Origin of the sequence: uncultured Brevundimonas sp. (assembly GCF_963977465.1) — a bacterium.
Classification (GTDB): domain Bacteria; phylum Pseudomonadota; class Alphaproteobacteria; order Caulobacterales; family Caulobacteraceae; genus Brevundimonas.
In genome coordinates, this window is record NZ_CAXBOQ010000005.1 from 315,788 (window position 1) to 330,195 (window position 14,408).

Genomic DNA, 14,408 nt, shown 5'->3' on the forward strand with positions numbered 1-14,408 from the left:
GTCGGTCGGGGAAATTCAACATGCTGGTGCTTCTGGGGATCGCAGTGGTCGTGGCCGGCTTCGTCGCCCGCATCAATCCGTTGCTGGTCATTCTGGCGGCAGCGATCGTCACCGGGGTGATGGCCGCCGTGGTGTCGGGTGTCGAACCCCGGACCCTGCTTCAGGCCGGAGTCGATACGCTGGCGGCCTTCGGCAAGGCGTTCAACGACAACCGCTATTTCCATATCACCTGGCTGGTCCTGCCGGTCATCGGCTTGCTGGAGCGCAAGGGTTTGCAGGAGCGGGCACGCATTCTGGTCGGCAAGGTGCGGGCCGCGACGGCCGGGCGGCTGCTGATCAGCTACCTGCTGGTGCGCCAGGCGACTGCGGCTCTGGGCTTGACCTCGCTGGGCGGGCATCCGCAGATGGTGCGCCCCCTGATCGCCCCGATGGCCGAGGGGGCGGCCGAGGTCGAGGCGGGCGTGGTCCTGCCCGACAAGGTCCGGTTCCGGATCCGGGGGATGTCGGCGGCGACGGATAACGTCGGCCTGTTTTTCGGCGAGGATATCTTCATCGCCATCGGGTCGATCGTGCTGATCGTCGGCTTCCTCGAACAGTCGGGCCTGATCGTCGAACCGCTGCAGATTTCCGTCTGGGCCATCCCCACCGCCATCGCCGCTTTTGCCGTCCACGGGGCCCGGTTGCTGCTGTTTGACCGGTCGATCCGCCGCGAGATTGAGGCCGGTCCGCCGAGACCGGCCGTCGATACAGGGGCGGGTCAATGATCACTCTCGAACACGCCTATCTGGTGGTGGGGCTGATGTTCCTCGCCTTCGCCGTCCTGACCCTGCGCGACCGCGAACACCCGACGCGGATTCTCAGCGCCCTGTTCTGGGGTCTGATCGCCGTGTCCATGCTGTTCGGTAGCTGGCTCGGCGGACTCGGCAACGGCCTGCTGGTGCTGGCGCTCGTCGGCATCGGCGGCCTGAAGCGGCTGGGCGTCGGCAAGCCCGCCACGACCAGTCCGGTTCAGCGCCTCGAACGCGCCAAAAGACATGGCAACGCCCTGTTTCTGCCGGCCCTGATCGTTCCGATCGTCGCGGTCGGGGGTACGCTGGCGGCCAAACATTCTGCCGCCGGTGCCTGGCTGATCGCGCCGGTGCAGACCACGCTGATCGCCCTCGGCCTCGGCTGTGTCCTCGCCCTGATCGCCGCAATGGTCTGGCTGCGGCCGCCGGTGCTGGCCCCCGTGCAGGAGGGGCGGCGGCTGATGGATTCCATCGGCTGGGCCGCCCTGCTGCCGCAGATGCTGGCCTCGCTCGGCGCGGTCTTTCTGGCCACCAATGTCGGCGGGGTCGTCGGTGAACTGGTGACGCAGGCGGTGCCGATGAACTCGGCCCTGATCGCCGTGGTCGCCTACTGTCTGGGCATGGCCCTGTTCACCGTCATCATGGGCAACGCCTTCGCCGCCTTCCCGGTGATGACGGCGGCCATCGGCCTGCCCTTCGTTATCTATCAATTCGGCGGCAACCCGGCGATCGTCTGCGCCATCGGCATGCTGGCCGGCTTCTGCGGCACGCTGATGACGCCGATGGCCGCCAATTTCAACGTGGTGCCGGCCAACCTGCTGGAACTGCCGGACAGGGATTCGCCGCTGAACGGGGTGATCCGGGCCCAGATGCCGACCGCCCTGATCATGCTCGGGATCAATATCGTGCCGATGTACCTGCTGGCCTTTCGCTTCTGATGACCGGTCTCACGCTCGACATCGCCGACCTGTACGCCCGCACCGCCCTGGGCCATGTGACGCGCGAATATCCCAACAAGATGGATCACGTGCTTGAGGGTCCGACCGACGTGTTGGGTCCCCGGGCCCTGCATCCGGTCTTCTTCGGCAGTTTCGACTGGCACTCGTGTGTGCACGGCTGGTGGACCCTGTTCACCGTCTATCGTCTGTATCCGGACGGCGCGGAGGCCGCGGGTATCCGTGATCTCGCCGACACCCTGTTCACCGTCGACAACATCGACGTCGAGGTCGACTATCTCGACCGGCCCGGCAGTCGCGGCTTCGAACGCCCCTACGGATGGGCCTGGTGCCTGACGCTGGCGGCCGAGCTGGCCCGGCATGAGACGGATGAAGGGCGGCGCTGGGCGGCCGCGCTCAAGCCTCTCGCCGACGCCTTTGCCCGGCGGTTCACAGTCTTCCTGCCGCTGGCCACCTATCCGGTCCGGGTCGGCACCCATTACAACACCGCCTTCGCCCTCAGACTGGTGCTTGATTATGCGGAAGGGTCCGGGGATGCGGCCCTGGCCGCCCTGTGCCGCGACCGGGCCTGGGCCTGGCACGGAGCCGATCGTGACTGTCAGGCCTGGGAGCCGTCGCAGGATGAATTCCTGTCACCGGCGCTGATGGAGGCCGAGCTGATGCGGCGGGTGCTGGAGCCGACCGCCTTTGTCGACTGGCTGGACGGCTTCCTGCCGCGACTGGCGAAGACGCAACCGCAGACCCTGTTCGTCCCGGCCTCGGTCAGTGATCGCAGCGACGGCAAAATCGCTCATCTGGACGGGCTAAACCTCAGCCGGGCGTGGTGCTGGCGCGGCATCGCCTCGGCCCTGCCGTCGGGCGATCCGCGTCGGGCAGTGGCCCTGGCGGCGGCCGGGCACCATCTGGATGTCGCCCTGCCGCAGGTGACCGGCGACTATATGGGCGAGCACTGGCTGGCCAGTTTCGCCTTGCTGGCGCTTCTGGCCGCGTCGGACTAGCCCGGCAACAGGTCCAGCAGGGTCTCGACCGGGCGGCACAGTTTCACCCCCTTGGGCGTGCGAACGATCGGCCGGTTCACCAGAATCGGATGGGCGACCATGGCGTCGAGAATGGTGGCGTCGGACACGGACGGCTCAAGCAGACCAAGGTCCGACACGAGGTCGCCTGTGCGACGCATCACGTCACGCGGAGTCACGCCCATTTCGGCGAACAGGGCGGTCAGCTGGTCACGGGTCCAGCCGGCCTTCACATATTCGACGACCTCGGGCTTCAGGCCGGCGGTCTCGATTGCGGCCAGCACCTTGCGCGAGGTCCCGCAGGCCGGGTTGTGGAAGACGGTGACGGGAAAGGCGGGGTCGGCCATGGGCGGCTCCTGCGACTATGGTGCGGACAACTGCGGATACCGCCTCCTAGCAGGCCCGTCGTCAACGTTCACCCCGTGCCATGGTCGGGCGATTTCATCGTTGCGTGGTTGCGGCCCCGAACCATAGCGCGCACATGCGGCTCATGACCGACAGAGTTGCCGTTCCTGTTCCCCCGAAAGGCCCGGGATTTCCAGAGTTCGTCAGCCTGATCGCGATGATGATGGCGCTGAATGCGCTCGCCATCGACGCCATGCTGCCGGCCCTGCCGGCCATCGGCACGGCCCTTGGCGTCGTCACCGAGAACAGCCGCCAGTGGGTCATCACCGCCTATCTGCTGGGCTTCGGCGTGGCCCAGATCATCTACGGCCCGCTGGCCGACCGCTACGGCCGCAAGCCCGTCCTGATGGTCGGCCTGAGCCTTTATATCTTGTTCGGCGTCCTCGCGGCCTTCGCCCCCACTTTCGAGACCCTGATCCTGGCCCGGATCGGCAGTGGTATCGGGGCGGCGGCGCTGCGGGTTCTGGCGGTGTCGATCGTGCGCGACCGCTACAGCGGACGGACCATGGCTCGCGTCATGTCGCTGAGTTTCCTGGTCTTCCTCGGCGTGCCCATCCTGGCCCCGACGCTGGGCCAGTTGATCCTGAACGTGGCTCCGTGGCCGTGGATTTTCGGCGTCCTGGCCCTGGCCGGTGGGGCCTTCATGGTCTGGGCCGCGATCCGCCTGCCGGAGACCCTGCATCGTGAAGATCGCCTGCCGATCCGGGTCGACCGCATCGCCGCCGCCTTCCGCGAGGCCCTGACCAATCGCCGCTCGATGGGGTACACGCTGGCGATGACGGCGATGACCGGGGGGCTGTTCGGCTTCATCAACTCGTCGCAACAGATCTTCTTCGACGTGTTCGACGAACCGGACCTGTTCACCACCTTTTTCGGTGTGATGGCGGGCGGGGTGGCCGTCGCCTCCCTGCTGAATGCGAAACTGGTCGAACAGCTGGGCTCCCGACTGATCTCCCACACAGCCCTGATGGGATTCATCGCCATGGGCCTCATCCATTCGGCCGTGACCCTGACGGGACACGAGACCATCTGGACCTTCGCCGTCCTGCAGGGGCTGACCATGTTCTGCTTCGGTCTGATCGCCGGCAATTTCGGGTCGATGGCGATGGAGGCCATGGGCCACATCGCCGGCACCGCCTCGTCGGCCCAGGGCTTCATCTCGACGACGGCCGGTTCGACCCTTGGCTTCCTCATCGGACAACAGTTCAACGGGTCCGTGGCCCCGCTGGCCCTGGGTGTCACCGTTTGCGGTTTTCTGGCCTTGGCCGCCGTCCTGTTCGCCGAGCAAGGCCAGCTTTTCAGGGCGCGAAATCCGGTTCAACCCCCGGCGACCTGAGACACGCCTCTTGATCTTTGCCGCTCGAGGGGGCTGTCTCCCGTCCAACACGTCAACGGAGCGTTTCATGAACCGCAAACTGACCGGACTGGTGTCCGCCCTGGCCCTTTCCGCCGCCCTCGCCGCCTGCGGCCAGCCCGGCGTCAAGTCCGACATGCCGCCGCTGCCGGCCTCGGCTACAGCCCCGATCCAGTATGTCCGGGACATCCATTCGTTTGCCCGGCCCGAGATTGCCCGCGTGCGAAATGTCGACCTCGATCTGACCGCAAATTTTGAGACCAAAACCCTGTCGGGGACAGCCACTCTCGATGTTACGGCCGAGCCGGGGGCCACCCAGGTCATTCTCGATGTCCGCAACCTCGACATCCGCGGCGTCACCGACGAAGCCGGCGCCGCCCTGCCGTTCGTGCTGGGGGCCGTCGACCCGATCATGGGCCAGCCGCTGACCGTGACCTTCCCGGCCTTCGCGGCTGGTGAACAGCGCAAGATGGTCATCACCTACTCAACCCGCCCCGACGCGGCGGCCCTGCAATGGCTGACCCCGGTGCAGACGGCCGGCGGCCAGCAGCCCTATCTGTTCAGCCAGGGTCAGGCCATCCTGACCCGGACCTGGATCCCGACCCAGGACAGCCCCGGCATTCGCCAGACCTATTCCGCCAAAATCACCGTGCCGGACGCCCTGAAGGCGGTGATGAGTGCCGAGATGCTGACCCCGGACGGCAAGGCCGCCGGCACGGGCATGCACAGCTTCAGCTTCCGCATGACCAATCCGGTCCCGCCGTATCTGATCGCGCTGGCGGTCGGCGATCTGGTCTTCGCCAGCGAAGACGGCCGCACCGGCGTCTGGACCGAGCCGAGCCGTCTGGACGCGGCCAAGGCCGAATTCTCGGAGGTCGGCCAGATGGTCGATGCGGCCGAGGCCCTGTACGGCCCCTATCGCTGGGGTCGCTACGACCTGCTGATCCTGCCGCCGTCCTTCCCGTTCGGCGGGATGGAAAACCCGCGCCTGACCTTCGCCACCCCGACGATCGTGGCCGGCGACAAGTCGCTGGTCTCGCTGGTCGCGCATGAATTGGCGCACAGCTGGTCCGGCAATCTGGTGACCAACTCGACCTGGTCCGACATCTGGCTGAACGAGGGTTTCACCACCTATTTCGAAAACCGCATCATGGAGTCGGTCTATGGGCGTGACCGGGCGCTGATGCTTCAGGTGCTGGGCTGGAATGACCTGCAGTCCAGCCTGAAGACCATGCCCGCCGCCGATACACGGATGCACATCGACCTGACCGGGCGCGACCCGGACGACGGCCTCAACGACATCCCCTATGAGAAGGGGGCCGCCTTCCTGCGCACGATCGAGCGGATCGTCGGTCGCGAGGCCTTCGACGTGTGGCTGAAGGGCTATTTCGAGCGCAACGCCTTCCGCCCGATGTCTTCGGCCCAGTTCCTGACCGATATCCGCACCCATCTGGTCAAGGGCGATGCCGCACTCGAGGCCCGGCTGCAGCTCGACAACTGGGTCTACCAGCCCGGCCTGCCGTCGAACGCCGTGGCTCCGGTCTCGACGGCTCTGACGACGGTCGACACGGCCGCCAAGGCCTTCTTCGCCGACAAGGGACCGGCCTCGGCCATTCCGTGGTCCGGCTGGTCGACCCAGGAACGCCAGCATTTCCTGGCCTGGCGTCCGGCCAATCTGCGCACCGGCACCGACTGGCTGACCAACCAGCAACTGACCGATCTGGAATCGACCCTGACGCTGCGGGATGAAGGCAATGCCGAGGTCCTGTTCGGCTGGCTGCAGATCGCCGTGGCTCACCGCTACCAGCCGGCCGTGCCGACGCTGGAGAATTTCCTGACCAGCCAGGGACGGCGCAAATTCGTCATGCCCCTGTTCACCAGCCTGTGGGGTGAGGGTGACTGGGGTCGGCCGATCGCCACGCGCATCTATGCCAAGGCCCGGCCCGGTTATCACCCGGTGACCACGGGCTCGGTCGACGCCCTGGTCGGGGTGCCGACAGGCCAGTAGTCCAGGTCGATTCGCGGACAGGCGGGCGTCTCCGGCACGCCTGTCCGCCTCTTACCAAGCTGAACGAAAGATCTGTCCGATGCTGCGACTGACCGCTCTTGCCCTGCTGCTCGCCGGCACAGCCCTTCCGGCCCTGGCCCAGAACCTGCAGATCCACGGCGGTCCGATCTACACGGGGGTCGAGGCCGCGCCCCGTGCTGAACTGGTGCAGGTCCGTGACGGCCGGATCGTCTTTGCCGGCCGCGCGGCCGATGCGCCCGACGCGGGCGGTCTGACCGACATCGACCTGGCCGGTGCGACCCTGTTTCCCGGCTTCACCGACGGTCATGCCCATCTCGACGGGATCGGCTGGCGCGAACTGACGCTCAACCTCGAGGGTTCGACCTCGGTCGCCGACGCCATGGCCCGGCTGACGGCCTGGGCCGACACGCATCCCGAAGGCCCGATCATTGGCCGCGGCTGGATCGAGACCCGCTGGCCCGAGGCCCGGTTCCTGACGCGGGCTGATCTTGATGCCGCCGCGCCGGGTCGGGTGGTCCTGCTCAGCCGCGCCGACGGCCATGCGGTGGTGGCCTCGTCCCCGGCCCTGGTCGCCGCCGGCGTCGACGCGGCCACCGTGGCACCGTCCGGCGGCGAAGTCCTGAAAGCCGCTGACGGCCAGCCGACCGGTCTGCTGGTCGATGCGGCCATGGACCTTGTCGCCACCCTGTTCCCGCAACAGGACCCGGACGCCGTCCGCGACGCCTATCGCGCGGGCTTCCGGGTCGAGGCTGCCTACGGCTGGACCGGTATCCATTTCATGAGCGCGCCGTGGTCGGACATTCCGATGCTGGAGGCCATGGCCGAGGCCGGCGAGGCTCCACTGCGACTCTACAACAGCGTCACCCCCGACGGTGCGCGGGCGCTGTTCGCCTCGGGTCCACGCAGCGTCGCTGACGGTCGGGTCATCACCCGGGCGGTCAAATTCTATGCCGACGGGGCCCTGGGCTCACGCGGCGCGGCCTTGTTCGAACCCTATGCTGACAGCCCCGACTCGACCGGTCTGATGCAGACAACCGGGGCGGAGATGGTGCCCCTCTATGAGACGGCGCTGAGATCCGGCATCCAGCTCGCCACCCATGCGATCGGCGACCGCGGCAATCACGAGGTCACTGAATGGTACGCGACGGCCATGCGGGCCGTGCCCAAGGCCGAGTGGAGTGTCGCCGACCCGCGCTGGCGTATCGAACACGCGCAGATCCTGCGGCCGTCCGACTATGCGGCCTTCCGCGATCTGCCGATCATCGCCTCGATGCAACCCAGCCACGCCATCGGCGACTTCCATTTCGCCGCCGCCCGGCTGGGCGACGCCCGGCTGGACGGGGCCTACGCCTGGAAGAGTCTGGTCGACATGGGCGTCATCGTCGTTGGCGGCTCCGACGCCCCGGTCGAACGTGGCGACCCCCTGATCGAATTTTATGCCGCCGTGGCCCGCCGCGACCTCGACGGGTTCCAGGGGGCCGACTGGCGACCACAGGAGGCGGTGTCGCGTGAAACGGCGCTGAAGATGTTTACGCTGTGGCCGGCCTACGCCTCGTTCCGCGAGGGCGAACTGGGCACGATCGAAGTCGGCAAACGCGCTGACTTTTCCGCCTTCGATATCGACCTGATGACCGTGGCTGAGGCTGAGATTCCGCATGGCCGTGCCGTGCTGACCGTGGTCGATGGCGTGGTCGTCTGGGCGCGCTCGCCGTCCTGAGCTGATCGGCGGGTCAGCTCGCCAGGGCGGCGCGGGTCGATGGGACGACTTTCCGCCGTTCGCTGATCGTCCGGGCGGTGACGTCGAGCAGGGATCCGGTGAGCACGACCTTTCCGTTGCTCTGTATGACCTGGCTGACATAGGGCTGGATGAACAGTTCCGTTCCCTCTCGGGTCCGGCATCGCCAGAACCGGTCGGCCGAATGGTCCGGGTCGAGGAGTTTTTTGCGGTGTTCGAGGCGGAAAAACTCGCGGTCGCTGTCCGTCAGTAGATCATGGACGGTCATGCCCTCCAGTTCGGTCCGGTCCCATCCGAACAGGGCGACGAGGGCGTCGTTCACCTTGTGGAATTTCAGGGTCTCGGGATCGACGACACACATCGGCACAGCGTTATTGTTGAAGATCGCCTGGATGAAATTCTCGCGCTGCTTGATGTCCGTGATGTCGATGATGGTCGTCGAGGCTCCGCCGTCTGGCAGGCGACGATATTCATAGCGGAACCAGCGGCCGTCGAACCGCGCCAGCTCAATACTTTCACCTGCGGCGTGGACGGCCAGCTGGAGGTTCATGCGGTCGGCGTTGTTCCGTCCGGCCCGGGGGGTGGATTCGTCGGCTTCCATCCGGGCCAGCAGGTCCTCGAATGCGAGGCCGGGCGTCAGTTCGACCCCATAGGCCCGGCAGTAGTCGGCCAGATGGTCGTTCCAGAAGCTCAGGCTGTCATCCGCGCCGAAGAAGGCCAGACCGGCTGGGGTTGCGCCCACCGATTGCCGGAGCCGCTCGAGGGCTCCGGCACTGATCTGTTCGGCATGAACAGCGGCGTCGTGGGCTTCGGATATCTGTGCAACCAACGTGGCGTGGTCGCGCGCTCTCGTCAGCCGGTCCTTCAGGGCGGTTCGCGTGTGGACCGCGGTGAACAGCAGGGCGGCGGTGGTGCCCAGGGCCACGATCACGAGGTCCTCCGGCGGGACGGCCTTGAGGTTGGTGACGATCCAGGCGGCGGCCAGGACGCAGGGGAGGGCCACGAGCAGACCGAGCCGGGGGGCTGCAGCATAGCCGGCGATCAGGAACTGAACCCCGGCCGCCAGCATGATCAGGCCGACGATGGTCCCCATTGGTGAGGCGCTGCCGGCGGCGATGATTGGACCCGCGGACAGGACCGTCGTGCCGAGCAGGCCGAGGGTCGCGGGAGTCCAGCGCCGGGCCTGGCTGCGCTCCATGACGCTGGCGATCCTTGGCTGGACCAGGGTGTAGAGCCCGCTCAGCGCGACCCACAGGACCGCTCCGCGCCAGTTGCCGATAACGAGGAGGCAGAGCACGCCCGCGGGCATGAAAACGAACCGTGCGGCGCGAAGCCAGCGATGGTCTACCTGGGCGATGGCCTCTGCGACGGGGCGGGTCAATGCAACGCTCCAGAAATGGTGCTCCTGCCTTCTCGCACAACGCGGGTTTAGAATTGGACAACAACGTTCCGGAAAACTGGAGCGGCCGGCGGGAATCGAACCCGCGACATTCAGCTTGGGAAGCTGACGTTCTACCTCTGAACTACGGCCGCACAGGCCCCGAACCGGATCGGTTCGCGAGCGCAGGCCGGTCTAGCCTGCACGGTGCCCAATGGGAAGCGCTTCCGGTGGCAAGGGCCCCGCACCCCGCCCGGACACACTAGAACCAGGCCTTCAGCCCCACGACGGCCCGGACGGCGTCCACGTCCTCGCCGCGAGCCCGGGCGAAATCGCCGGTGGCCCCGAGGCGGCGCGTCCATTCGACACCGACATAGGGGGCGAATTCCTTGCGGATCTCGTAGCGCAGGCGAAGTCCGGCCTCGATCGTCCCCAGACCGGCACCGACACCCAGTTCGGGAATGTCCTGGGCCGCCAGCGCGACCTCGACGCGCGGCTGCAGGATCAGCCGCTGGGTCAGTCTCTGGTCATATTCCGCCTCGACCCGCGCGGTCAGGTCACCCCCGGTCGACAGGAAGGCGGCGGCGTCGACCTCCCACCAATGCGGGGCCAGGCCCTGCAGACCGAGCACCAGATGGGTGGTGTCCTCACCATCGGGACGGTAGTCTTGACGCACCCCTGCCTGCACGTCCCAGAAGGGGGCGACGGCGCGGCTGTAGAGGGCCTGGATCTCGGCGTCCTCGAGACCGTCGGAGAAGCTGCCTTCGCCTTCCGACTTCCACCAGAAGCGGTTGATGTCGCCGCCGGTCCAGCCCTGCACATCCCAGAGCCATGACTCTTCGCCGTCGCCGAAACCGGCTTCCAGCCGGTCGATGATGACGGCGGTGGTGCGGATGTCGCCGTTTTCGGCGATCAGGGTCTGGCGTGAGTCCGCCATGGCTTCGGCGCCGAAGATCAGATCGGCGGCGTGTGCCGGGCCGCGCAGGGCCGCGGCCGGAAGCGGATCCTCAGGAGGACGGCCGGGATTGTCGGCGCTGGTCGGGACGTCTGGCGGCATGGCCATGCCGCCCATGTCATGACCCGCGTGCGGATCGGCCGACTCCATGGTCATGCCCGTCATGTCGTGGCCGGTCTGCGGATCGGTCGGTTCCGGCGTCATAGTGGACATGTCGTGGCCCGCGTGAGGGTCCGCCGCCTGCGGTTCGGTCGGCATGACGTGACCGGCGTGGGGATCAACCGTCGCCGGGGCCTCGGCCGGCGGCATCGCGTGGCCGGCATGAGGGTCCTGGGCTGGCGCGGCAGGCGGCGTCGCCGGCCGGGGGCGCGGCGCGGGCCGGGGAACCGGCCGCGGAGCCGGAGCCGGTGCCGGGCGCGCGGCGGGAGGTCTCGGACGCGGCGCGGGAGCCGGGGCCGGGGCCGGGGCCGGGCGGACGGCCGGCGGCATCGTGTGGCCGGCATGCTGCGCCGCCGCGGGCGTGGCGGCGAGGATCAGCGGCGCGAGGGCGATGAGGAGACGGTTCATTGGGCTGCTCCTTCCATCGGACGGACGGTGACGACGTTGAACATCCCGGCGTGCATGTGCATCAGCAGGTGGCAGTGGAAGGCCCAGTCGCCGGGCGCGTCGGCGGTCAGGTCGAAGGTGACCTTGCCGCCCGGGGCGACATTGACCGTATGCTTCAGCGGCTGGTGCCCGGCCGGACCACCGGTGACCAGTTCGAAGAAATGACCGTGCAGGTGGATCGGGTGGGCCATCATCGTGTCGTTGACCAGGGTGACCCGCACCCGCTCGTCGCGCTCGAAGCGGATCGGCTCGACCAGTTCGCTGAATTTGCGCCCGTCGAAGCCCCACATGAACCGTTCCATATTGCCGGTCAGGTGGATTTCCAGAGTCCGGCTGGGCGGGCGCTGGTCGCGGTTGGGGATCAGGGCGACGAGGTCGGTGTAGACCAGCACCCGGTGATCGACGTCCTTCAGGCCGGTCGGACGTTCACCGAGGCGGTTCTTCGGCGACATATTGACCATGTCGACGCCGACGCCGACCGCCATGTCGGGCGGCGCGTTGTCCGGATCGCGCATGTTCATGCCGCTCATCGACATGCCGGCCATGTCATCCGATGCAGCCGCGCCCGGGGCGGGAGCTCCGTGATCCATGCCGGCCATGGCACCGTGGTCCATGCCGCCCATGCCCATGTCGGCCATGGTCAGATTGGGGACCTCGCGCAGCGACGGCACCTCGGCCGTCATTCCCATCCGGGGCGCGAGGGTGGCGCGGCCCATGCCGGAGCGGTCGATCGCCTCCGAGACTATGGTGTAGGCGCGGTCCTCGGTCGGGCGGACGATGACGTCATAGGTTTCGGCCACCGAAATCTGGAACTCGTCGGTCTCGACCGGACGCACATTCTCGCCGTCGGCCTGCACTACGGTCATGGCCAGGCCGGGAATGCGGACGTTGAAGATCGACATGGCCGAGGCGTTGATCACGCGCAGCCGCACCCGCTCGCCGGGCCGGAACAGGCCGGTCCAGTTCTCCTGCGGGCCGTGGCCGTTGATCAGATAGGTATAGGTGGTGCCGTTGACGTCGAGCACGTCGCGCGGGTCCATCCGCATTCCGCCCCACATGCGGCGCTCTTCCAGACTCATCCGGTCGCTGCCGTCCAGCAGTCCGGCCAGCGTGGTGCGCTGGCGGTTGAAATAGCCGGGGCTCTTCTTCAGCTTTTCGAGAATTTCGTGCGGATGCATGAAGCTCCAGTCCGACAGGACCAGCACATGCTCGCGGTCATAGCCGACCGGATCGGCACCGGCCGGGTCGATAACGAGGGGGCCGTAGTGACCCAGCGCTTCCTGCAGGCCTGAATGGCTGTGGTACCAGAAGGTGCCCGACTGCCGGACCGGGAACTCGTAGACGAAGGTCTCGCGCGGTTTGATGCCGGGGAAGCTGATGCCGGGCACGCCGTCCATCTGGAACGGCAACAGGATGCCGTGCCAGTGGATCGAGGTGTCCTCGTCGAGCTGGTTGTGTACCGCCAGCCGGACGTTCTGTCCCTCACGCAGGCGCAGAAGAGGCGCGGGGAGCGTGCCGTTGATCGTTGTCGCGGTCGCGGTCCGTCCGTTTACGGTGAAGGGCGACTGACCGATCGTCAGATCGATGTTCGGACCGGTCAGGGTCGGCAGGTCAGCGCGCAGCCCCTGAGACCCGGTCTGGGCCCAGGCGGGCAGCAGGCCCTGAAGGCCCAGAAGGCCGCCCCCGGCGACGGCGCTCCGGAGCAGCATTCGGCGATCAAGACCGGGAGTCGACATGGGCGCGGGGATCCTTTGGGCTCGGTGAGCCGATATTGACGATACGCATCTGGGCGGTGAACCCCTCGCGTCAAGGTGCGGCAGGTCTGGCCAACCTGTCCACCTTGCCCTGATGGCGAGGTCAAGGGGCTGTTGTGGCCGCCGCATCGAGGACGTCGGACAGTTTGCGGCGGGCGCGGGCGATCCGGGTCTCCACCGCCTTGGGAGTGATGCCGAGTATATCGGCAATTTCGGTATGCGGACGGGCTTCCAGTGTGGCGAGCAGCAAAGGGGCCTTGAGGGCAGATGGAAGCCTGGAGAGCGCCAGGTTCAGGGCCGCGAGGCGGCGTCTATCGTCCAGCTGTGCCTCCTGCCCGGGCGTGTCGTCACTCACCGCCATGGCCTCGGGGGCATCCAGGCTGATGACACCCCGGACCATGCGGCGCACGCTGCGGCGCCGGCCCCAGTCGCGACATTTGTTCACGGCGATCGTACGCAGCCAGGTGTCGAAGGGACGGGACGGATCATAGCGACTCATGGCGAACCAGGCCGCCGTATAGGCTTCCTGGACGATGTCGAGGGCTTCATCCTCATCACCGATGTAGCGCCGGACGAAACGATAAAGACCGGCTTTGGTGTTTGCGACCAATTGGGCGAAGGCCGCACGGTCGCCTCGCGCGGCCCGGGTCTCGACGCTGTCAGCCGATCCGGTGTTTCCCACTAGCCGGGATCTTGGCGCAAGGCATCCACGATACGGGTATCGAATATCCGTGCCTGGGTCGGGGTCAGGGTCGCTCGCATCTCGAAGACATGGGCGATGGTGGCCTTCTGCAGGTCCCCCATCGCGGCATGGAAATGATCGACCGCGGCCCGGACCGCCGGGCTGTCGCCGTCACTGGCCTCGATGGCGTGCGCCAGCTCGTCGTTGGCGGCGCGAACTTCTGCCTCCAGGGGGACGCGCTGCGTGGCGAACCGGGCTTCTATGGCGTCAAGGCGCGCCTCCTGATCTGCACTCAGGTCGAGCTCGTGGTGGACGAGAGTGTGCAGCGAGGGTGTTGCGTGTTGACGCATCATCCAGTTGGCGCTGGCCCAGGTGCCGACCCCGCTGGCCAGGGCCGCGAGAACCGCGGTGATCGCGATGGATTTCCACCCCACGATCATCCGACGATCCCCATGCCGGACAGAGGCGAAAGACCGGCGGCGAGCGTCAGGACGCCGATTTCGGATGGCGGAGTCGCGGGAACCAGAAGTCCGAAGCCGCCATTGATGACGCCGAATAGCAATGCCCCCGTGACGGCCAAGGTCCGGATGCGACCAAGATGCCGACGCTCTTCGGCGAGGCCGACCCTCTGCCATACCCGCTGTTCAAGCGTGTCCAGCTGCGCGTCCGCGGAGCGCTCTGCCGGGTGTGCCAACAGGCTGTCGATATCCGTCATTGGCTGTCTCCGTCTCTTGCAGTCCAGATACGCAC

The 14,408-nt window shown here is 67.2% G+C and carries 13 protein-coding genes and 1 tRNA gene; 6 read left to right on the forward strand and 8 right to left on the reverse strand.

Annotated elements, in window-relative coordinates; translation table 11 throughout:
• Positions 1-20: 20 nt before the first annotated feature.
• The 3 genes from AAC067_RS12675 to AAC067_RS12685 are packed head-to-tail and all read left to right on the forward strand — an operon-like array spanning position 21 to position 2,742.
• Positions 21-764: a DUF969 domain-containing protein gene (locus tag AAC067_RS12675; RefSeq protein WP_339933066.1), complete on the forward strand. Its 744-nt coding sequence runs from the start codon at positions 21-23 to the stop codon at positions 762-764.
• Positions 761-1,726, forward strand: coding sequence for a DUF979 domain-containing protein (locus AAC067_RS12680; RefSeq protein ID WP_339933068.1), 966 nt, complete (start codon positions 761-763; stop codon positions 1,724-1,726). The genes AAC067_RS12675 and AAC067_RS12680 overlap by 4 nt, the downstream gene beginning before the upstream one ends.
• On the forward strand, positions 1,726-2,742 hold the full coding sequence (locus AAC067_RS12685) for a DUF2891 domain-containing protein (RefSeq protein ID WP_339933069.1): 1,017 nt from the start codon (positions 1,726-1,728) through the stop codon (positions 2,740-2,742). Before AAC067_RS12680 ends, AAC067_RS12685 begins: the two co-directional genes overlap by 1 nt.
• Here the strand turns inward: AAC067_RS12685 and arsC are convergent.
• Positions 2,739-3,107 carry an arsenate reductase (glutaredoxin) gene (arsC, locus tag AAC067_RS12690; protein WP_339933070.1) on the reverse strand — a complete coding sequence of 123 codons (369 nt, stop codon included), beginning with the start codon at positions 3,105-3,107 and terminating at the stop codon, positions 2,739-2,741. The genes AAC067_RS12685 and arsC overlap by 4 nt on opposite strands.
• A gap of 143 nt (positions 3,108-3,250) precedes the next feature.
• Between arsC and AAC067_RS12695 the strand changes: the two genes are divergently transcribed.
• The 3 genes from AAC067_RS12695 to AAC067_RS12705 all read left to right on the forward strand — a co-directional run bounded on the left by AAC067_RS12695 (position 3,251) and on the right by AAC067_RS12705 (position 8,265).
• Positions 3,251-4,501, forward strand: coding sequence for a multidrug effflux MFS transporter (locus AAC067_RS12695; protein ID WP_339933072.1), 1,251 nt, complete (start codon positions 3,251-3,253; stop codon positions 4,499-4,501).
• Between the two features lie 67 nt (positions 4,502-4,568).
• Positions 4,569-6,527: a M1 family metallopeptidase gene (locus AAC067_RS12700; protein WP_339933074.1), complete on the forward strand. Its 1,959-nt coding sequence runs from the start codon at positions 4,569-4,571 to the stop codon at positions 6,525-6,527.
• Positions 6,528-6,606: 79 nt separating this feature from the next.
• A complete protein-coding gene (locus AAC067_RS12705; protein WP_339933076.1) occupies positions 6,607-8,265 on the forward strand; it encodes an amidohydrolase in 1,659 nt (552 codons plus the stop codon).
• Positions 8,266-8,278: 13 nt separating this feature from the next.
• On the opposite strand, the gene AAC067_RS12710 is transcribed toward AAC067_RS12705, so the two are convergent.
• The 7 genes from AAC067_RS12710 to AAC067_RS12740 all read right to left on the reverse strand — a co-directional run bounded on the left by AAC067_RS12710 (position 8,279) and on the right by AAC067_RS12740 (position 14,373).
• On the reverse strand, positions 8,279-9,664 hold the full coding sequence (locus AAC067_RS12710) for a PAS domain S-box protein (protein ID WP_339933078.1): 1,386 nt from the start codon (positions 9,662-9,664) through the stop codon (positions 8,279-8,281).
• A 77-nt stretch (positions 9,665-9,741) separates the two neighbouring features.
• Positions 9,742-9,816, reverse strand: a tRNA-Gly gene (locus AAC067_RS12715).
• Between the two features lie 107 nt (positions 9,817-9,923).
• A complete protein-coding gene (locus AAC067_RS12720; protein WP_339933080.1) occupies positions 9,924-11,183 on the reverse strand; it encodes a copper resistance protein B in 1,260 nt (419 codons plus the stop codon).
• On the reverse strand, positions 11,180-12,958 hold the full coding sequence (locus tag AAC067_RS12725; protein WP_339933082.1) for a copper resistance system multicopper oxidase: 1,779 nt from the start codon (positions 12,956-12,958) through the stop codon (positions 11,180-11,182). Before AAC067_RS12725 ends, AAC067_RS12720 begins: the two co-directional genes overlap by 4 nt.
• 121 nt (positions 12,959-13,079) lie before the next feature.
• Positions 13,080-13,658: an RNA polymerase sigma factor gene (locus tag AAC067_RS12730; RefSeq protein WP_339933084.1), complete on the reverse strand. Its 579-nt coding sequence runs from the start codon at positions 13,656-13,658 to the stop codon at positions 13,080-13,082.
• Entirely contained in the window at positions 13,658-14,098 is a 441-nt protein-coding gene (locus AAC067_RS12735) for a periplasmic heavy metal sensor (RefSeq protein WP_339933086.1), read from the reverse strand. The genes AAC067_RS12730 and AAC067_RS12735 overlap by 1 nt, the downstream gene beginning before the upstream one ends.
• A complete protein-coding gene (locus tag AAC067_RS12740; RefSeq protein WP_339933088.1) occupies positions 14,095-14,373 on the reverse strand; it encodes a hypothetical protein in 279 nt (92 codons plus the stop codon). The genes AAC067_RS12735 and AAC067_RS12740 overlap by 4 nt, the downstream gene beginning before the upstream one ends.
• Between the last annotated feature and the right edge of the window lie 35 nt (positions 14,374-14,408).